Genomic DNA, 19,312 nt, shown 5'->3' on the forward strand with positions numbered 1-19,312 from the left:
ATCGGAGGATGACAAGAACGCCGTGTTCACAACAGGCGGGCCTCATCCATGAAAATCCATCATCTCAACACCGGCACGATGTGTCCCATGGGCCGGCGGCTGGTGAACGGCACCGGCAGCCTGTTCCAGCGCGCCCGCATGGTCTGCCATTGCCTGCTGATCGAGACCAGCAGCGGCCTCGCGCTGGTCGACACCGGCATCGGCCTTGGCGATATCGCCACGCCCGGCCGGCTCGGGAAACGCTGGCTGCGACAGACCGCGCCAAAGCTCGATCCGGCGGAGACGGCCGTGCAGCAGGTGAAGGCGCTCGGCTATTCGCCTGACGACGTGCGACACGTGCTGCTGACGCATCTCGACCGTGATCACGCCGGCGGCGTGCCCGACTTCCCCCATGCCGCGATCCACGTCCATCGCGCCGAATACGACATGGCGGTGCTGCGAAAGCCCGCGCCGCCTGAAGGGCGCTATGTCGAGGGGCAATGGAGCCACGGGCCGAGCTGGTCATTCTACGGCGAGGCCGGCGAGGATTGGTTCGGCTTCAAGGGCGTCCGCGCGCTGAGTGACCGGGAAGGGGACATCCTGATGATCCCGCTCGCCGGCCACACGCTCGGCCATTGCGGCATCGCGGTGCGCTCAGGTGACAAATGGCTGCTGCACGCCGGCGACAGCTATTTCCATCACGCCCAGCTCGACGCGTCACCACGCGCGCCGCTGGTGCTCCGCTATTTCCAGCGCAAGGTCGACATGGACCGCAATGCCCGCATCGCCAACCAGACCCGGCTGCGCGAGCTGAAGCTCAGCCACGGCAGCCGCGTGACGATTTTCAACAGCCATGATCCCGTGGATTATGAGAACTGCCGGTGTGGCGCACATTAGCCGAGGCGCAGCCGCGAGAAGCGGAAATTGCAGTGGCTCGCGCCCCCAGCCAGCGTCTGCGTCCGTTCCAGATGGATACCCCGCGTCGCATAGGCGTCGAAATCGAGCCCGCAAATGTTCGGCAAAATCTCCTTGTCGCCATGGCGGCCCGCGAATTTGCAGAAGCCGCATGCCTTGTAGTTGATCCCGAATTCAAAGGTGTCATTCGGCCCCGGCTCGACGAAATCGTAGACAAAATCCTCCGGATACTCTGCCTGATGGCCTTCCGTGATGCTTTTCGCCGCCTGCTCGCGCAGCAATATCTGGTTCTCCGGCGACATGAATTGATCTCCCGCGGCGAGGCGTTCCGCCTCGGGCGCGGTGAGCAACTGCGCCTTGTAGGTCTCCCGCTCGATTTCGCCGATGTCAGGCAGCGGCACGCCGTGCCGCCGCAGCACCCGGCTGATCGCCATGAAGCCGATCAGTCGCATGAAGAAATCGCTCATGCGGCTCGCGGCGCCGCCGACATAGGGCATCTGGGTGAGCACGACGTCGAATTCGTCCATCACATCCTGCCTGATCCCGTCGATGTCAGTGAGATGCGCGCGCTCGCGCAACATCGCCTCGGCGAGATCGAGCCGATGGCGCATCGCGGCCTCCATGGCGCTGCGATGCTGCGCGTAGAAAGGATGAGTCATCTCAGTCATTGGACACCATAAAATCTCCGGATTGCGGGTCGACCCTATCCGGCGACATCGCCGCGGCGCAAAGCATCATTCCTGCGGTTCAGGGCAAGAAAATCTATTGCAAGGCCGCGGCCCATCGGTGTCAAACTGCGGTGCAATGACCTACACCCTTCCGCCGCTCAACGCGCTCCGCGCCTTCGAGGCCGCCGCGCGCCATCTCAGCTTCAAGCTCGCCGCGCACGAGTTGCACGTCACGCCCGCAGCCATCGGGCAGCAGGTGAAAGCGCTGGAGGCGCGCCTCGGTGTGCAGCTGTTCGAGCGGCTGCACAAGCAGCTCGTCCTGACCGCGGCAGGCCAGGCCTACCTGCCCAGGATATCCGACGGCTTTCGCCGCATTGCGGAGGCGACCTCGCAATTAAAGCCGGCAGGTGCGGTGCTGCTGCAATTGGGCGTGCATGCCAGCTTGGATTTGCGCCGGCTCGATCTGGCGGCGTTTCGTGAGGCGCATGAAGAGATCGGCTTGCGCGTGCTGCAGCCCGCCGGCCTGCACGAGCTGGTCGAAGGCAAGGTCGATTTGTTGATCGCCCGCGGTCTCGGCCATCATCCGGGCTATCGCTGCGACCGGGTCAATGAGGGATCCGGTCTCGGCGACTGGCTGATCGCGCCCGAGGGCACGGCGGATTGCCCTGAGATCGTCAGTTTTCGCGCATGGTTGCGCGCCCAGTCGGTTGAGAACCCGCGCGCGAACCGCCGCCCGCGACTGGTTGGGGGCGTCGGAAGTTGAGGCGGCCGCTAGGCCGGTCTTGCCTGGCGGCCGTGTGGCGTCACCACGACGCCTGATCGACGCCCGGAAAATACGGCTTGGAAAGATCGGCGAACGCGAACGCATCGAACGTCGTGTTGGCGTTAGCCTCGTTTTGTCGCAGCCATTTGGCAAACCTTCATGAAGCAACGGAGAGCTGCTTGCCTACTGGCACAACAAAACCCCGGACAAGCCGGGGCGTTGAGTTCGAGCGCGAGAAGCTCAGTAGCTGGCGACGACTGGGCCGCCGAAATGATAGTTTACCCCCACACGCGCAATCGCGCCCGTAAAGCGCAGCGAAGTCACGCCGGTGGTGCTTCCAATGATTCCGCCAACTAGGGCGCATCCAGCAGACGTACAGACTTGCTGAAGGGAGGTGGCGTAGTTCACACGCCCGAGGTCATAGTAAAGGCCCTCAAGCTTCGCGCTCCAGTTCGGCGCAAACATCCATTCGCCGCCGGCACCAGCGGTCCAACCGACGCGAGTTTCTGAAAAAGAGCCTCCGCCGACGCCTGCACACGTGGCGCCGCAGTTTATTATGGAAGCGGTCTCGATAGTTGAGCTCCGCGCGCCGCCATAGGCGAGACCGCCGGTCCCGTATAGCAGGAACGATGGAGTGGCGAGGAACCCGAGACGGCCGCGCACGGTGCCGATGTAGTCGAGATGACGCGAAATCGTCGCCGCATAGGCCTGCGAACTTCCAGGGAAGCCTGGGAACGGAGTAACGCTGGCAAAAGTCACGCTTCTATTCTGGTCCGTCCAGGCAATGTCAGCTTCGAAGCCGGCCACGCCGCTGCCATTGAACTGCCAATTATAGCCCAATTGACCGCCGCCGGTGAAACCGACGTTATTCCCGAAACCCGAAGAGAATGATGAACCGTTTGCGAGCAGCGTGCTGGCATTCGCGAGCGTACACCCGGCGAACGCGGGATCACATGGACCGGCAATCGCGGTGTGAGCGATGCCATTGTCGTTCGGCCAGATCCCGCCCGCGTTCAAACCAACGTACCAGCCGGTCCAGCTTGCCACCGGCGGGGGCGGAGGTGCCTTGGCTTTGAGCGGCATATCGGCCGCCTGTGCTGCGCCTACAGCCGCGCTGATCGCAAGAACCGATCCGCCGACAAGATTGAGAAACTTGCCCATCCCGCAACCCCAAGCATTCGCTCAGAAATAATACGTAGTCGTACAATCGCGGGTAGGTCGAGTCTGTGCCCCTTGAGCAACACGTCAAAGGAATCAGGGGACGGTGACGACCGGCGGAATTGCAGATTCCCTGAATGACTCTGCCAGAGTTTTGCCCGGACGTGTCAAACGTGAACGCGCAGAGCCCGGCGGATTCATATCGTGGTCAATTGTCCACACCCATGACCCGGAGAGTCGAATTGCAGATCCGACCTACCAGCGATCGATAATCTGCCAATGCGATTCCGCGTCGCTTTGATGTTGGCATGGGCACCAAATCGCACGAGGCTATCTGGAGCGGGCGGATGGGCGCGGAAATTTCCGCCAAGGCCGATAGAAGGCCTGTGCAACGCGAATTATTTCGCAGCTGTAACGGGGGGCGGTGTCCATGACCCGTCGAGAACCTCCGCCTTGGGCCAGTAGGCCCGCACATAGAGCGAGAAGTCGCCTTTCGGTGCCGGAAGCCAGTTAGCGCGTTGCACCGGATCGGTCGGCGCTTCGGCTTGCACATAGATCGTCAGCGAACCATCAGGATTCGACTTCAAGTCCTTGTTCTTGGTGCCGACAGAGAAGCGATTGATCGCATTTGCAACGAAGAAGTGGTGCTGGTTGTAGATCGACAGCGACCAGAACCCGTTGACGGGCGGCGTCTCGTCCTTGCCAAAGTGGACAGTATAGCGGTTGTCGCTGTTCAGCCGCCCACCGTTGGCATCGAGGTCCTGGTAGAAATACTTTGTCTCGTTGGGCGAGTTGACCAGGATGTTCGACTTCGCCGCGGCGGTGCGCGTGTAGTAGTCGGTGCCGAACGCGGATTCGTTGGAAATGGTGCTCCAATGATGGGGTAGCTGTTGCCCATAATTGCGGAACTCGAACAGCGGCTTGACGAGCTGTTCGTCCGCTTCCTTCGCGCCCTCGGTCACCGCCTGCTTGATCTTCGGATCGTCTTTGGCCGCAGCCAGGACGGCGAGCACCTGCGCGTAGCGCGCTTCCTCGCCCGGCAGCGGCGTCGCGTCGGCGAGCACCGTCGGCAGCTCGTCGGCGAACTTTTCCGGGATGACCCACTGCGCTTCCTCGTCGCCCTGGGACGGCGCAGGCGCGCGGGGAAGGTTGACCCAATCCTTCGTCTTCATCCGGCCGTCGTATTCCGCGAGCGGATACATCAGCACGCCGGTGAGCACGTTCTGCACGGCGCGTCTGTCCTCAGCCGTATCGTCCAGGAAGACCCTGGGCCCTACCAGACCCGTGTTGGTCGGCGAACGGAAGACCTTGGTGATGCCCTTCGGCACTTCGCCCTTCCAGTCGGGTCCGACCAGCAGGTAGAAGCCGGGCGTCGTGTTGTACATCTTGCCGATCTGCACGAAGCTGTCCGTGCGCAGATCGACGACCTGATAGACCCAGAACCTTTCGCCGAAATCCGGAACCTGCAGCACCACCGGCGAGATGTCGAGGGCGATCCCGCCGAGACCATAGACGACGTCCTGGTTCGGACAGGCGACCGCCCGCTCGCCAGGGTCCACATAGTCGGTGAGCATCGCAAACTGATTGAGTGGAGCTTGGATCAGCGGCCCAAACTTGGCCGGCTCCTTCACGGTCGCGAAGAGCAGACGTCGATTGTAGACGTTGACCATGGGCCAGGCCCAGAAATAGGCGTCGCGCCCAACATGCCGTGCGTACGCTTCGGTGATCTTCACCCGGCGATCCGGCGCCGGAGGCATCGCACGGGCCCAGGTCGGCGAAATGGGAACGGCGTTACCGGGTGCCGTGGTCTGCGCCTCGGCGGATACCATCGGCGCGGCGGAAGCCAATGCCGAGGCGGCGGCGATCCCGCCCGCGAGGAGAATGTCGCGGCGCGTTGCGCCGACAGGGGTCTCGCGCTTGACGCTCATGGTCTCCTCCGTTCAGTTGAATTTCACGACGTCGTCCGGAATCCAGCTCTGGTCGTAGAACGGCATCGTCGCGCCGTAGAGCCGCAGCGACAGCACGAAGCCTTGGCCCGGCACCGTTTTGATCCAGTTCGATTCCGCTTTCCCGTCGGGAAGCTTGGGGCCGAAGTAGAGGTCGTAGGAGCTGTCCGGATTCTCGGCGAGCTTGCTCATGGAGTTGATCGACGGGAACGCCTGGCCGGCGTCCACCATCCTGCCGTCGACCGGCGAGTAGGCTGTGATCGACCAGAACAGGCCGGCCGGCACGTTGGGCGGCAGGTGCAGGCGATACGTCTTGTCGCCCTTGAGATAGTCGCCATCTGCATCCTTGAAGGTGCTCGGATAGCGCGCTCCCAGCCCCGGCATGTTGACGTTCATGTAGGGGGCGGACGAATAGGCGACCAGAAAGAAGACCGACTGCACATCGACGTCGAAATAGCTGTTCGTGTTGAACTTGTCGTCGATGCCCGAATAGGCGTTGATCCATTGGCGCTTGCCCGGATAGTACAACCGCCCCGGGATCGCCTCGCTCGAAATATTGAGCGCGCCCGCCATGTTGACGGCGGCCTTGGCCGCTTTGTCGAGGATCTGGCGGTGCCGATCGTCGGGTTTGAACGGCTGCCCCTTGACGATGCCGATCGATGCCATCATGCCGCGCAGATAAGGGTCGACCGACGCCACCGGTTCGTAGTCGATGAATTTCGCCAGGCGATCGTAGAACGTCGCATCCCGCGGATACATCATGTCGAGCGGTACACCGGATGCGTCCGGAAACTGCATCTTCTTCCATTCGCTCGGAATGCCGGCGCGTAGCGGATAGACGAGCGTCTGCTCGATGTGGGCCACGGCCTGCTTCGCGTCCGGGCCATCCGGCCCCTTCTGCAGCGGTGCCCGCCAGAACAGGAAGACGTTGTAGGTCGGCGAGCGATAGGTGTTGTAGCCGCTCGGCACCGCGCCGTCGTAGTCCGGTGGCAGCAGGAGGTAGAGCCCACCCTGGCCCTTGTCCGGACCACCAACGCCGACGTCGGTGAGCGCACGCTGCCAGAAGTCGGTGAACATGCCGATCAGGCCCGGGGGTGCCACGACCACGAGTGGGCCGTCTTTCTTCAAGTCGAGATAGCTCTGCGCGTAGATGACATCTGCATTCGGTGTCGGGATGATCGCTTTGGCATCCATCCGCTTCTTCCAGGTCGGGAGGATGTTGTAGCCCGAGCCGAACTTGGCCTCGGACCCGTCGCGGATCGCCAGCATGTTCACTGCCGCCAGACCGCTGAGGTAGACCTGGACCGCGCGCTGGAAATACAGCTCGTCAAGCAGCTGCAACCGTGTCTGATCGGATGGATAGCTATTTGGGAAGGGAGCTTTGGCAAGCTCGTCCCATCGGGACTCCTGGGCGATCGCGGGGAAGGTCAAGGCGAGAGCGACAGTCGCGGCAAGTGTGAGATTTTTCATCGTGTTTTACTCATTGCGATACGACACACGGCTTTAATGCCGGCGCAGCCGTTACAACCGTAGCCACATACCCGGAGGTTGGGATGTGCAGTTTGTGCCAGTTCGTAATATCGCTCAATTTCGGCGCCGGGGTTAGCCGGTGCTGTCGTATCCCGCTGGAATGCAAGCGCATCGCAACGCGCAGCATCACGCTCTGCAAATGGGTGCATCCGACAGAGGAGCGTTAGGCCAGGCGAGCCCCGACCTGCGACACTCCACCGCGTCGGTCGTCAGTCTCCAGTCAGCTTCTCGCACTAGCGTTCTGAAAAACGAAGAACGGACGTGCTGGGCTCTTGCGCCGCTGGCCTCAACTCTGCCCCGGGAGCGGGCCAGCGGCGGCAACGCAAACGGCATGGAATCCGGCGGCGAGGGGAGCTAATCTCCTCGCCAAATGACTTAGCAAATGACTTAGGGAGGCTCCGATGATTTGGCGCCATTGCCTATTGGCTTTTCTGCTATGTCAAGGATCGATCGTTCAGGCCGCCTCGATGAACAAGCACGATCCTTGGGACGCGCACCATATTTCCGATCTGCCCTTGGAGGTCCGGCAATACATCGCCGGGCTTTGCAAGGGTCCGGCCGCAGCGCAGCATGATTTTGCGACCTACAATCCGCAAGAACATCGCTGGCGGATCAACATCGAATATCTCAATTGCCAGGGGCTTGCCCGCGGTTTCCGCGAGGGCAACCAGTGCCTCGATGTCGACTTCGTTGAGGTCGGATCGCACTATCATCTTGCTCGCAAGACCTACGCTGCCTGCGGCTTCTGATAGAAGCCCGTTGGCGTGACCCTTCCAGCTCGTTCGGCTGAGGTGCCCAGGTGGCTGGACCGGCGCCGTAGTGGCCCGAGAAGATGTCGGACCGAGCCTCTGCTTTATCTCCGGCAAGCCACCGGGCCACGTCCGCATGGGGTCTAAGCGGTTCATGCCATGAACCGTCGAAACGTCAGCTACGGGGCCACTTCCGCACTCATGCAATGCAGCAACTATGTTCCATCATCTCGTCGGCATGGCCGAGCACGGTTCATTCGGGCAATCCGGCTTTCCGAAGACCCTCAATGAACAGCTTCGCCCTTGCCAGTCCGCCCCAGGCGATCAACGGAGATATTGTAAAGGCGGGATCAAGCTCAAGCACACGCATCGCCGCCTCACGCGCCTCAGCATCGCGTCCGAGATGGGCGAAAGCGGACGCGAGACAGCGGTAAGCTATCGGAAGGGAGGGGTTGTGGCGCTGAGCTTTCTTCCCTGCCACGATGGCCTCGTCAAAGCGACCGAGCTCGATAAAGGCCAACCCCATCAGGGCAAACGTGTTGTGAAGCCGCGGGTCGACCGGGCTCATGCGAATGGCACGTTCAAGGCTTCGGAGCGCTTCCTCCCACAGCCCCGCAGTTCTATAGACCTGGCCTCTGCAGTGCCATGCCTGAAACGAATTTGGATTGAGCGCAACCGCCCGATCAACCAATTCGATCTCGCTTTCACAATCGCCGACGACGAACGCAGTGATGGCGCCGGCCATCGCTAATATGTCCGGATCACCATCATCGATGCTTAAAGCCAACCGAGCAAGCCGAACTGCTTCCTCGGCCTCGAATTGACGATCGCTCGCATAGCCCCAAAGGGCGTTTTGCATGTGACAGGCACCTGCCAGTGCGGCGACCAAGCCGAACCGAGGGTCCAGCTCCAAAGCGCGATGGGCCAGCCTGATCGTCTCGGCCACACCTTCGCGGGTCGTTAGGTAAGACTGCTGCAGAGCGCGGAGATAAAAATCATAGGCGGTGAGGTTCTCCGGTCGCCGCCGCGCCGCCATTGCAATTTCTGTTTGAAGCAACTTCGGCTGAATAGCTGAGACAACAGCGACCGTTACTTCGTCCTGGAGAGCAAAAATGTCCGTCAGGTCACGCTCGAACCTGTCCGCCCATAGGTGCGTGCCCGTCACCGCGTCAATCAACTGCCCCGTGATGCGAACTTTGCCTGATACCTTGCGCACAGCCCCCTCAAGGACGTAGCGCACGCCGAGCCTACGCCCGACCTCCCTTATATCGACGGCCTTGCCTTTGAACGCAAAGCTCGAATTGCGGGCGATGACGAACAACCATTTGAACCGCGAGAGCGCCGTGATGATTTCGTCGACCATCCCGTCCGCAAAGTACTCCTGCTCGGGATCGCCGCTCATGTTCTCGAACGGCAGCACCGCTATGGAGGGCTTGTCCGGAAGTGGCGGCGCCGTGCTCAGCCTATCGCTCAGCGCGCCCGCACGCACGGCGTAAACGCGGACCGGCCTGGAGATGTTCTTAAGCTGCTGCTCGCCGCGATCCTCGAAGTTGACGTCGAGCTTGCCTTCGACTTCGCTATACACCTTCTCGGAAATCAGGATGCCGCCCGGATCGGCGATCCCCTCAAGCCGAGCCGCAATGTTGATCCCGTCGCCGTAGAGGTCTCCGTCCTGTCCAACGATAACGTCACCAAGGTTAAGCCCGACGCGCAACCTGAGGGGACTGCTGCCCGAAGCGAGATGATTCTGTGTCTCAACCGCACATCTCACGGCGGCTAAGGGACTCGCGAACTCGGCGAGAGCGCCATCACCCGTAGTCTTGATAAGTCGCCCTTCGTGGCGAGAGAGGCTGGGCTCGATCAACTCCCGCATGAGCCGCTCGAACTCGGCGTAGGTGGCTTCTTCCGCCCGTTCCATAAGACCGGAATAGCCGACCACGTCAGCGGCCAAAATGGCCGCTAGTCGCCTTTGAACCCGCTGCTCGGTCACAGCGCCCTCCGAACGACCAGACTAACCTGGAACACGCGGACCCTAGCACTTTGTTGTGCACCCGTGAGCAGTAATCGCAGGAGTCGGCCGGCCCAACTGGTATCTTGCCCAGCTTCGCGCTCGTGGCGACAAATGTCTGAGTTGGGTCAAAATGCGAAGAACTCAACCTGAGCAAATCTAATCCGCCTTACCATACTAAGCGGACCTCAACGAAACGCTCCGCGACTTCGCTGATGGGCCAACGGCGGACATCCGGGACGATGTGAATGAGAAAGAAAGACCGCCTTGCGGCGGTCTCTCAAAATCGCGTCACGCCTTCACGCAGTTCTAGCTGCTACGCTGCCTTGGATTTCTGAACGGCCTGTGCGGCGTTGCGGATCACGTCCAGCACAGCCTGTGGCTGGGAGAGCATCGGGACGTGACTGGAGCGTAACTCGACAGTTGTGGCGCCCATGCGCTTTGCAACGAAGCGCTCTAGTTCCGGCTGAACGGTTCGATCTTCGGTGGCCACAACGTACCAACTCGGCTTCGACTGCCAAGCGATACCGTCGACCTTTTGGTTGAACAGGTCGGGTACAGGGGCGGCCTGGGTCGCCCACACAACCTTCTGCTCCGCCTCGGGCAGATCACCCGCGAAGCGCGGGATGCCGTCAGACTTTAGCCAGATGCGTCCATCAGCGACTTCGATGTGAGAAAATACCTCCGTAGCGGGAAACTTCTGCTGCAGGCTTTGCGAGGTTTCGGTCTCGTCGGGTGCGAGGGCGGCGAGGTAGACCAGTGCGGCGACTCGGCTGTCCGTCCCGGCATGGGTGATCAGGGTGCCGCCGTAAGAATGGCCGACAAGGACCACGGGACCACTGACCCGCCCGAAGCAGCGGGTGACGCACTCCACATCGCCTTTGAGAGAGTCCAGGCCATGCTGGGAGCACATCACTTCGTGCCCATCCGCCTGCAGTGCGGGGATCAGCTTCTGGAAGCATGAGCCATCGGCCCAAAGTCCGTGGGCGAATACGATGCTTGGTTGCTTTGCCATAGTGCGGCTCCTGATTTGATTTGGCTGTGTACGCCCCCAGTAAGCGCCGGAACGCTCTCGTCTAAAGTTGGTTCCAATGGAGCCGACTGAAATTCTGTCATGTCCGCGTTGGGCCAAAAGGCGAGATCAGACGATAGGCCACAATAGGTCAGCTTCGGGCCGCATCCGGACATCTAGGATGTTGCCGCTCCCCGAGAGCTGTTATTGTTGAGCGGTCTTGCGTCTAGGGGATGATGATTGTGTCTCCAGCAGAATTGTCGAGCAGCGAGGCGGAACGACTGCGGGCCTTCGAACGCCAAGGTCATGATGCTTTGGCAAAGAGCTATCACGCATTTTTTGCGGCGGTGACTGCTCTAGCTACCAATCCTCTTTTCGACGACGTGCATTTGCACCCCGGTACACGTCTGCTGGATGTCGCGAGCGGGCCGGGTGCTCTTGCAGCCGAAGCCGCAAATCGCGGCGCACGCTCGGTCGGCGTTGATTTGTCGCCGCGGATGATAGAACTGGCGCAGCGACTGTACCCCACGATCGAATATCGTGAGGCTGACGTAGAACATCTCCCATTTCCTGATCATACGTTTGATGCAGTCGTCTGCGCTTTCGGGCTTGGACATTTTCCCCGGCCAGAACTTGCTGTCGCAGAGTGCATACGAACCTTATCGCCGGGCGGACGCATTGCATTTTCGTGGTGGGATGATCCGTCGCGCCAACGTATTCAAGGCATCTTCCGTGACGCCGTTGCCGAGATTGGCGTATCGGCAACGCTGGACGTGCCACAGGGTCACAATGTGTTTCGTTATTCCGACTCGGGCGAATTCCTTCGGTTGCTGGACGGAGCTGGCCTCACGGAGGTGAAGATCACAGAGCACGCTGCAACCTACTTCGTCCCCGATACGGAGACCCTTTGGCGAGGCGGGTTGGGCAGTCTCGTTCTGACCGGCGCTGTCATCAGGAAGCAAGATCAGGCGACTCAAGACTTGATCCGAACCGCGTTCGAACGTTGCGCCAGCGTCTACAGATCAGCCGATGGGCTGAACCTGCCTATCGCATTCAAAATAGGCTCGGGCCAGCGACCAACTTGATGGACGCGCAAGCGAAGTCTGCAACGGGTCCAAAAAGGCGAAGAACTCAACCTGAGCAAATCTAGTCCGCCTTACCATACTAAGCGGACCTCAACGAAACGCTCCGCAACTTCGCTGATGGGGCCAGTTCCGGACACCCGCAAGTGCGTGAAGGCGCAGCCCTATTCGATCAACTCGTCGGCGCTGGCGAGCAATGTCGCTGGTATGGTCAAACCAAGTGCTTTTGCGGCCTTTAGGTTGATCACGAGCTTCAACCGTGTGGGCTGTTCTACGGGAAGTTCAGCAGGCTTCGTTCCTTTGAGAATTTTATCCACGTACCCCGCTGTCCTCCCCACTATCTCAAAAGCGTCCTGTCCATACGACATCAGCAGTCCATATTGGACCTTTTCGGCAAATATCGACATTGTCGGCATTCGATGTGCCAGCGCTGATGCACCGAGCCGCGCTCCTTCGTTATTCAACATCGACCCGTGCACAACTGCAGCGTCACACCCCTCTCCAGCAAGTGCCGAAAATATCGCATCGATTGCGTCCGGTGTCGGCACTTCAACTGGACGCAGGAGAAGGTTCATAGTCTTGGCGGCGTTCGAGTAAAGTGAGACGTTTTTGCTTATGTTGTTCGTACCTATCGACGGGTCTTGTATCAGTGCCACGCGGCTCAGACTCGGAATAGCTTCATGCAAAAGGCTGAGACGTTTGCCGGTAAGATCGAACGATATGGTCGATAACCCGGTTAGATTGCCCCCAGGATGTGCCAGACTAGCGACGAGACCAGAACCAACTGGGTCTGGTGAGATAGCAAAAACAATGGGGACTGTGCTTGTGGTCTGCTTGAGTGCGATAGCACCAAGCGGCGTTATAGCAATAGCAACGTCGACGTTGCTTTCGATCAAGTCTTTGGCAAATATGAGAAACCGATCGGGCTGTTCGGCTGGAAACCGATGCAAGAACACGACGTTCTTGCCCTCAATGTAGCCAAGATCACGAAAGGCCTTCGTCAAGATATCGAGATAGACCTTTTCTTCCTCCGCGCTGCCTGCGTGCCAAAGCACGCCAACTTTCACAACCTTCGCGCGTTGCTGCGCGTGCGCCAATAGCGGCCAGGTTGTTGATACGCCAACGAGCCGGATAAACTCCCGCCTGCGCATGTGCCCCCTCCCTTCAAGGAGACCACCCGTGGGAGCGACAGCTTAACACTTTCTCGCGGACCTGTGAGCCGCTTTGAAGGACCGCTTTAGGGCCATAACCGGAAGTTAGGGGCTGGCTTTTTGGGAGCCCTCGACCAACAAGGCTTGCGGCACGGCCGTGTCACCGCCGCAACTCGCGCGGATCGGCGCTTGTTCGTCCTTTTCCCCGCGGCCGAATGGACATTGCATCAGGGGTTGATCGTCAGCAGAACGCGAGTTCTCGATACCCGGTCTTGACCTGAAAGCGGATGAGCGAAATGACGGTATTCTCCGCCACTAACGTGATCTTCAGGCCACGTGTAATGCCGCGGTTGGAATTCGCCAAGGCGCCCTTAACGTGGCCTCGCAGCGTCAACGACGTCCGCCGTCGCCGATGATCGTGTAGGGCGCCCAAAAGAGCGGGTGCGCGTAGGCGAACTCGGTCTTTCCGGTAGAGTCGGTGTAACCTGGTCCATCAATCATTGACAGCATCGCCTGTTGCAACGCTTCGCCGCGCGCTAGGCGCTTGTCTGCCGCCTGACGCTTGAACAGGTCGGAGACCAGTTCGCGCGCCGACTGCGAGTGGACTGACCAGTTCGTCACGAGAAGCGCGCGCGTGCCGGCGTAGAAGAAGGCGCGGCCGAGACCGGAGGCCGCTTCCGCGCCGGCGTCTTCGCCCGAGCCGGTGTTGCACGCCGAGAGCACAACCCAGTCGGCATCGAGCTTCAGTGCGAGGATCTCCTCCATGGTGAGGAGACCGTCGCCATCGCCGCCCGACACGGCCGGTGCCGACAGCGCCAGCGCAGGCTGGGTCAAGCCGTTGAGCTCGCCGGGCACCAGGCCATGGGTGGCGAACGCCAGCACCTTGAAGGCGGAAAGATCGGTGGCTTTCACCTTGTCCTCGTTGGCGTCCTTGCCGAGATTCAGCACCTTGTCGGGATCGGCCTGGAGCGCGAGAGCGATCGACTTGAGCTCTTCTGCCGTATCCGGAAGCCGCGGCAACATGGCTAGCTCGGCGCTGTCGACGCCGAGCTTTGGCGAGCTGCGCCGTTTGAGCGGAAGGCCGCGCGTGGCAAGCGAACCCGGTGCGCCGCCGGAGGCATCGGCAGGCTTCGTTGCCTTCGCTTCCTCTTCCTGCTGCTCAATCGAGAAGTAGGGATCACCGAAGGCGATCAGCTCACTGCGTTCCGACTTGCCAGGCGGCAGGTCGCGTAGGGTGCGAAGAGCGGCCAACGATGGCACCGTCGTCACGGCATGCGTCCGCGCCAGCCACGGCACCTTCCTGTAGCTGGCGAACAGCACCTGCTCATTGGTGTCGATTTGCGCGGGCGCGGTAGGCAGTAGTGAAAGTGGCAGAAAGCCGAGCGCGCCGTTCGTCACCACGATCAAGGTTCTTGATCGGTTCCAGCCATTCTCGACCGGCTTTAGAAGGAGAGAGTAAAGTTGGTAGCCGAGATTGACGTCGAACGGCGGAATGTCGGAAATGAGTGCAGCTTCAGTGTCTAACGCCTTTCGCAATTGTTCTATCTTGCTTTTGACTTCTTCAGGTCTGGCTTCGATCGAAGCAAAGGCCACGGGGCCACTCTTTGGTACAGCCCAGACAAAGCTTGCGCCATCTCCGAAGTAGAACGATAGCACCGCCTCATCGTCGTGTAGCGCCTCCTTGATCTGATCGATACTTGGTGGCTGGGGATTGACCAGATTGGCATAGGTTGGGAAACGCTCTTTGATCTCGGCACGAGCCGCGTCGCGATCGGAACGCAATTTTGCAACCGATCTCTCGACGCTGCGGAGAACATGCTCGTCGCGCTGGTTCGACGGCACACTTAGAAGGTTGTTGAGCAAGCCGAGCTGAGCCCAGGCCTGCTTGCTCAGGTCTTGCTCACTGCGCACAAGACTGGCGAGAGCCGGATTCGTTGCAGCAGCCCGCGCACTGGATTCTGCAAAGGCCTTTTGCACGGCGCGGCCGCGAATCGCATCGGCCCAGGCAAACGTTTGAGCCGCAACATCGTCCTGCGCGATGGGCGTCCTTGCCATCAGCAAAATATAGTTTTCAACGATCAACTTTAAGCGGGCCTGAGTCCCGACCATGACCGTGACATCACCATCATCAGCATTCTCCTGCGCCGCAGCCTGCAGCACCGGCAATGCAATCCTGAATTGGTGAATAGCTTCAGCGTCTTTGCCTAGGCGCATCAAGGCGATGGCGAGAAACCCGTGTGCGGAAGCGCAATCGTAGTGGCCTTCGCCGACGCGTTCGATCTCATGTTGGACAAGCGCCCGAGAAGCGACCAAAGCTTCCTTGTTTCGACCAGACGCCAAAAGAGCGTTGAGCCGCGGGACCTTCGATAGCAGGGCTTCTCGCTGTCCCGAATCCCAATTGGCGGTCGCTTCCTGAAGCTTGTCAAACACCTCGTTTGCCTCGGTATACCTTCCTTCGCCAGTCAAGATTGACCCAAGTGAGGACAGGGCAACCGCACTATTGAATTGATCATCGCCGATACCAAGCGTCCGCTGGATATCGAGGCTTGTTCGCACCAGCTTTTCGGCCTCCGGGAAACGACTTTGCAAGGTCAGAATCTCGGCAAGACCCGTCACATATTTTGTTATTAGGGGATTATATTTGCCGTCGGCCTTCAGGCGAGACAGCAACACAGTGCGGGCGTCCAGTTCGGCTTCTGCCAGACGTCCCTGCCGCGATTTCATCTCCGCAATACTCAATAAAAATGAGTCCGCTTGTCGTTGCTGCTCCGAAACCAGGGGCACGTCTGGATTTGTCTCTTTTAATTTCCTGAAGGCTTCGATCGATCTCAATCTCAAGTCACGCGCTTCGACAAACGCGTTCTCGGCATCGCTGAACCGACCGCGCGCGGCAAATATGCGCGCTCGCATCAACGCTACGGAACATTCCCAGGACGCACCTCTAATAGGGTAACCACTCCATCGGCTCCGAGCCTCCTGGATCAGAGCCAGGCCTTGTTGAAGGTGCTCTTCGGCTTTCTCCAGATCTCCCATGCGGACCGCAATTCCGACCGCGGTATGGTGCAGGGGGAATAGATTACCCGTCGGAGGGCGGCTGGCCTCAGCGATCAAACTTTCTATTGACGCCAAGCCGCTCTTTAAGTCGCCTACCGATTCAAAATACCCATGGTTGAGCATCCCGATTCGAACGGGAAGCCATCTATTTCCGGCATTTTTCGCGGCGACAAGTGCTTGCTGACCATCCGCAAATGCCTCGGCCATCCGGCCTAAAATTTGTCTCGCCTCGGATCGCTCGTAGTAAAATTGCGCCAAGGCGCCCTGTGAAAGGTCAGTTGCAGGTTTTGCGTCGGCGGCAGACTTCATCCTTGCCAGAGTTATGGGGTCAGGTTTTTCGCTGTCGAGAATAGCAGTGATGTCAGCGATCGATGGCGGTGGAGGAAGGAAGCTAGGGGACGACAGCTTCTCCTCCGGGCTTCCCTTGTCGTTATCGGTCCCGCCAATCGACTGCATCGGATCGCAGCCGGGCTTCCTTACTGCCGTGTCGGAATGACATTTGTCGCTTTCCTGGCTGAGCGCGTTTACGCCGCCAAACGCAGATAAAAGCCCTAACACAAGCGCCCACGTCGACAGGCTCTTCATTCGAGCCCCTCACATACACACGCGCTCAACGGCTTCAACAGCACAGGAAGATCCTCTTAACCCTTCGCGAGCATCAAGAATGTCTACTCTTCAGGCAGATCGACTACTCCGGTTAGAGGCAAGTCCAATTGATCGAGATGACTGGGAGGCGCGCCAGCAAACAAATGGGGGTTTGCAAACAACCCCCATCGAAAAATCTTCAACTATGACTTCGGTGAACACGCCCGATAGCCAAATTTCCGGATTATGTCCCGGCCTGAGATTGTCGTGAATGAGGAAGTGTCCATGATGTGATTCGCCACCAGGTAACTGCGGAGCGACCCATTGTATGAATTCAGCATTCTCTGTGTAGCCTGTGGGGTCTCGCCCGCGTGAAACAAGAGTTCGGCGTTCGGATCGACGCACGCAGTCTTGAGCTTGAGAAACATTGTACAGGCCGACTGACAATGACCCTCAATTCGGAACGGTTGGCCGGTTTCGGAGAGCTGCTGACGGATCTGACCGAAGTGCTTGGTTTGTCCCCCCATCCCGTACCGGTAAGATGACTCTTGACCAAACGCGGTTCCGTAAAAACAAGTTAATGAAGAAAAGATCAGGAATAAAAAAATTGTCGGAAATCGATCCACGTTGACATTCTCCGAAATGATGCAGTTCAGCTTACTCAGCATAAGACAATTCCTCTCAATGCATTCTGCAATTAATTGCCGGGGAGCGCCAAGCCGGCGAACGCCGGGAACGAGCCTCAATACCTTGCTGTGACACCCGGTGGATTGAATGCGACGTTCAGGCCAACCTGCCCGCCATAGCTCGTCGCATTGCCTTGGCCCAATTGATCCGTCAACGCCGCGTATCCGCTCACATTGCTTGCCAGTCGCACACGGGTCCCAAGCGTTGCCGCCGCCCAATCACGTCCGAGGATGACAGCGGGCATCGAGAAAGCCGGTGCCACGATCGACGTCAGCGAAGCGCCAACCAGCCGGTTGAGATCGGCGAGCTCATGATCCCAAGTCAGCTTGGCATAAGGCTCCCAAATCCCGACCTTGAGATTCGCTTGGTAGCCGAGCTCGGTGACCGCCGAGTTACGGGTTTGCGAAGCGAAGGCCAGCGCAGTCGGCGCGCCGCTCGGGTTGGTTTCAGTAAAGCCATCGACATAGACCTGTTGGAGAATGATGCCGACCACGGGCCCGTGCCTCAGCACGAAAGGCGCCTCAGCGGGTGCCTTGTAGGAAATACCCGCCGCGGCTGGTACAGGGCCGAATGACGCGCTGAAATCATATCCGACTTCACCGGCAAATGAGATGTTGCTGCCGTTCGTAGAGCCCTGGTTCGATTGCACCGTCACGCCCAGCGGCATTTGCCGGTTGACGGTGTCGTGCAACCTGCCCCAGGTTCCGATGGCATCCGCCCAGAAGGCGCTGTGGCGATAGGCCGTGTAGAGGCTGACCGCAAATTCGTTCTGCTTGTAGTCGCCGCCAAGGCTGAAGGACTGCCTGGTCGTCAGGCCGGAGAATGCCGCACCAACCAGCCAGTTGGACGTGATGGAGTAATCGAAGCCGGCCGTGGTCGCGAGCGGCGTGCCCGGATCGTCGGGGAAGCCGTTGACGCCGCTCGTCATCTTGAGCCACGACACATCGCCGCTGACCCAGCCACGAAACGCTCCCGCCTGGTTGAATGAAAGCGGAATCTGGTTCTCGATCGAATTGATGACCCCGAGCCGCGACTTCAGAGGCGCTTCGGCGAGAAACGAGATCTCGCTGGGCGCGACGACGAGACTGTAGAAATAGTCGGCCACGATCTGCTGTACGGCCCCCGTCGTGTGTCCGCCACCATCTGGCGCGGCGGGACCATCCGCCCAGAAATGCGTCTTGTTGGCGTCCGGCGTGACATAGTTCGCGGGGGTGCATTGGTAGGAGTTCACGCTGCCGCAGGCCGCATTGAACACGCTCGTCACGGTGATCCCAAAGGGCGCGGGATTGGCAAGAACGTAATTGTAGATACCTGCGACGTCCGCGGGGATGAACCTGATGCCGCTGCCTGCCAAGTCGTTCCACAATGTCTGGTCATAGAGAGCGCGCGAGGCAACAAGCGTCGGGTCGTATACCCGACCTGCCGCGGCGCTAGCTTCCGCATTCAAAGCGATCTGGTTGGGCACCATGATATACTGCGCGCCAGCGTTCCAGAGCTGCGCGACCTGGCTTGCCGCCTTGCCCGCCACAGCGATGAGCTGAGCGACATTCTGCGGGTCGACGATATTGCCGGGGGAAGACCCGGACGCAGCGGTGGTGGTCTTGAGGTCGTTGCTGCCCGCCCAGAAGGTGTAGATGGCGTTCGGATCAGCCACGCCACCAGTGCTGGCGAGATAGTTCGCAATCTGCGTTTGGGTTGACAACACGTTGCCGCCTTGTGCCACAAGGCGCGCGCCGCCGATTGCATAATTATTGCCGCCGACGCCGGGCGTGTCGGAAGGCGTCGCCGAATAGCCGAACTTGTTGGAGAAGATTTGGGCCCAACCCGGATCGGGATTTGTCGTCCATGTCCCGGCACCGGGCGGCGCGAGACCAAATTTGGCGCCCCCCAGCGGCTTGTAAAGAAACCAACCGCTATCGGTCAGACTGTCGCCGAAGAAGAACGTGTTCGAAAAGTTCTGTGCGCTCGCTGCGGTAGTAACTGCCGAGCAGACGACCGCCAAACCCCACTTGATGCCCCGCATTT

13 protein-coding genes are annotated in these 19,312 nt (G+C 59.8%); 4 read left to right on the top strand and 9 right to left on the bottom strand.

Features of this window, described 5'->3' with window-relative positions; genetic code table 11:
* Positions 1–48: 48 nt before the first annotated feature.
* Positions 49–876: an MBL fold metallo-hydrolase gene (locus tag ACLFLU_RS14735; protein WP_426412894.1), complete on the top strand. Its 828-nt coding sequence runs from the start codon at positions 49–51 to the stop codon at positions 874–876.
* Here the strand turns inward: ACLFLU_RS14735 and ACLFLU_RS14740 are convergent.
* A complete protein-coding gene (locus ACLFLU_RS14740; protein WP_426412895.1) occupies positions 873–1,562 on the bottom strand; it encodes an L-2-amino-thiazoline-4-carboxylic acid hydrolase in 690 nt (229 codons plus the stop codon). The two genes, ACLFLU_RS14735 and ACLFLU_RS14740, sit on opposite strands and share 4 nt — an antisense overlap.
* A 136-nt stretch (positions 1,563–1,698) precedes the next feature.
* On the opposite strand from ACLFLU_RS14740, the gene ACLFLU_RS14745 reads away from it, so the two are divergent.
* Positions 1,699–2,325, top strand: a complete 627-nt coding sequence (locus ACLFLU_RS14745) for a LysR family transcriptional regulator (RefSeq protein WP_426412896.1) — start codon at positions 1,699–1,701, stop codon at positions 2,323–2,325.
* Between the two features lie 240 nt (positions 2,326–2,565).
* On the opposite strand, the gene ACLFLU_RS14750 is transcribed toward ACLFLU_RS14745, so the two are convergent.
* From ACLFLU_RS14750 to ACLFLU_RS14760, 3 genes are all read right to left on the bottom strand, one after another.
* On the bottom strand, positions 2,566–3,486 hold the full coding sequence (locus ACLFLU_RS14750; protein WP_426412897.1) for an outer membrane protein: 921 nt from the start codon (positions 3,484–3,486) through the stop codon (positions 2,566–2,568).
* 395 nt (positions 3,487–3,881) lie between these two features.
* Complete coding sequence (locus tag ACLFLU_RS14755; RefSeq protein WP_426412898.1) at positions 3,882–5,411, bottom strand: DUF1254 domain-containing protein; 1,530 nt, start codon at positions 5,409–5,411, stop codon at positions 3,882–3,884.
* Between the two features lie 12 nt (positions 5,412–5,423).
* Positions 5,424–6,899, bottom strand: a complete 1,476-nt coding sequence (locus ACLFLU_RS14760; RefSeq protein ID WP_426412899.1) for a DUF1254 domain-containing protein — start codon at positions 6,897–6,899, stop codon at positions 5,424–5,426.
* A 527-nt stretch (positions 6,900–7,426) separates the two neighbouring features.
* Here ACLFLU_RS14760 and ACLFLU_RS14765 point away from each other — a divergent pair.
* Positions 7,427–7,708, top strand: a complete 282-nt coding sequence (locus ACLFLU_RS14765) for a hypothetical protein (protein ID WP_426412900.1) — start codon at positions 7,427–7,429, stop codon at positions 7,706–7,708.
* Between the two features lie 253 nt (positions 7,709–7,961).
* On the opposite strand, the gene ACLFLU_RS14770 is transcribed toward ACLFLU_RS14765, so the two are convergent.
* Complete coding sequence (locus tag ACLFLU_RS14770; protein ID WP_426412901.1) at positions 7,962–9,698, bottom strand: adenylate/guanylate cyclase domain-containing protein; 1,737 nt, start codon at positions 9,696–9,698, stop codon at positions 7,962–7,964.
* A gap of 334 nt (positions 9,699–10,032) precedes the next feature.
* Positions 10,033–10,731 (bottom strand): alpha/beta hydrolase, encoded by a 699-nt coding sequence (locus ACLFLU_RS14775; RefSeq protein WP_426412902.1) that lies wholly within the window; start codon positions 10,729–10,731, stop codon positions 10,033–10,035.
* Positions 10,732–10,961: 230 nt separating this feature from the next.
* Here ACLFLU_RS14775 and ACLFLU_RS14780 point away from each other — a divergent pair, with 230 nt between their 5' ends.
* On the top strand, positions 10,962–11,813 hold the full coding sequence (locus tag ACLFLU_RS14780) for a class I SAM-dependent methyltransferase (RefSeq protein WP_426412903.1): 852 nt from the start codon (positions 10,962–10,964) through the stop codon (positions 11,811–11,813).
* A 161-nt stretch (positions 11,814–11,974) separates the two neighbouring features.
* Here ACLFLU_RS14780 and ACLFLU_RS14785 read toward each other — a convergent pair whose 3' ends face one another.
* The 3 genes from ACLFLU_RS14785 to ACLFLU_RS14795 all read right to left on the bottom strand — a co-directional run bounded on the left by ACLFLU_RS14785 (position 11,975) and on the right by ACLFLU_RS14795 (position 19,310).
* Positions 11,975–12,961, bottom strand: coding sequence for an ABC transporter substrate-binding protein (locus tag ACLFLU_RS14785; protein ID WP_426412904.1), 987 nt, complete (start codon positions 12,959–12,961; stop codon positions 11,975–11,977).
* A 390-nt stretch (positions 12,962–13,351) separates the two neighbouring features.
* A complete protein-coding gene (locus ACLFLU_RS14790; RefSeq protein WP_426412905.1) occupies positions 13,352–16,600 on the bottom strand; it encodes a CHAT domain-containing protein in 3,249 nt (1,082 codons plus the stop codon).
* Positions 16,601–17,342: 742 nt separating this feature from the next.
* The gene (locus ACLFLU_RS14795) at positions 17,343–19,310 is read right to left on the bottom strand and encodes an autotransporter outer membrane beta-barrel domain-containing protein (RefSeq protein ID WP_426412906.1); all 1,968 of its coding nucleotides are present in this window, start codon (positions 19,308–19,310) and stop codon (positions 17,343–17,345) included.
* Between the last annotated feature and the right edge of the window lie 2 nt (positions 19,311–19,312).

The organism is Bradyrhizobium ganzhouense, assembly GCF_049949285.1.
GTDB classification, from domain to species: domain Bacteria; phylum Pseudomonadota; class Alphaproteobacteria; order Rhizobiales; family Xanthobacteraceae; genus Bradyrhizobium; species Bradyrhizobium ganzhouense.

Excerpts from the sequence above, each read along its gene's own strand:
- ACLFLU_RS14780 (WP_426412903.1), top strand. The coding sequence starts at position 10,962 with ATGATGATTGTGTCTCCAGCAGAATTGTCGAGCAGCGAGGCGGAACGA.
- ACLFLU_RS14795 (WP_426412906.1), bottom strand. The coding sequence starts at position 19,310 with ATGCGGGGCATCAAGTGGGGTTTGGCGGTCGTCTGCTCGGCAGTTACT.
- ACLFLU_RS14775 (WP_426412902.1), bottom strand. The coding sequence starts at position 10,731 with ATGGCAAAGCAACCAAGCATCGTATTCGCCCACGGACTTTGGGCCGAT.
- ACLFLU_RS14735 (WP_426412894.1), top strand. The coding sequence starts at position 49 with ATGAAAATCCATCATCTCAACACCGGCACGATGTGTCCCATGGGCCGG.
- ACLFLU_RS14745 (WP_426412896.1), top strand. The coding sequence starts at position 1,699 with ATGACCTACACCCTTCCGCCGCTCAACGCGCTCCGCGCCTTCGAGGCC.
- ACLFLU_RS14755 (WP_426412898.1), bottom strand. The coding sequence starts at position 5,411 with ATGAGCGTCAAGCGCGAGACCCCTGTCGGCGCAACGCGCCGCGACATT.
- ACLFLU_RS14790 (WP_426412905.1), bottom strand. The coding sequence starts at position 16,600 with ATGAAGAGCCTGTCGACGTGGGCGCTTGTGTTAGGGCTTTTATCTGCG.
- ACLFLU_RS14740 (WP_426412895.1), bottom strand. The coding sequence starts at position 1,562 with ATGACTGAGATGACTCATCCTTTCTACGCGCAGCATCGCAGCGCCATG.
- ACLFLU_RS14785 (WP_426412904.1), bottom strand. The coding sequence starts at position 12,961 with ATGCGCAGGCGGGAGTTTATCCGGCTCGTTGGCGTATCAACAACCTGG.
- ACLFLU_RS14750 (WP_426412897.1), bottom strand. The coding sequence starts at position 3,486 with ATGGGCAAGTTTCTCAATCTTGTCGGCGGATCGGTTCTTGCGATCAGC.
- ACLFLU_RS14765 (WP_426412900.1), top strand. The coding sequence starts at position 7,427 with ATGAACAAGCACGATCCTTGGGACGCGCACCATATTTCCGATCTGCCC.
- ACLFLU_RS14760 (WP_426412899.1), bottom strand. The coding sequence starts at position 6,899 with ATGAAAAATCTCACACTTGCCGCGACTGTCGCTCTCGCCTTGACCTTC.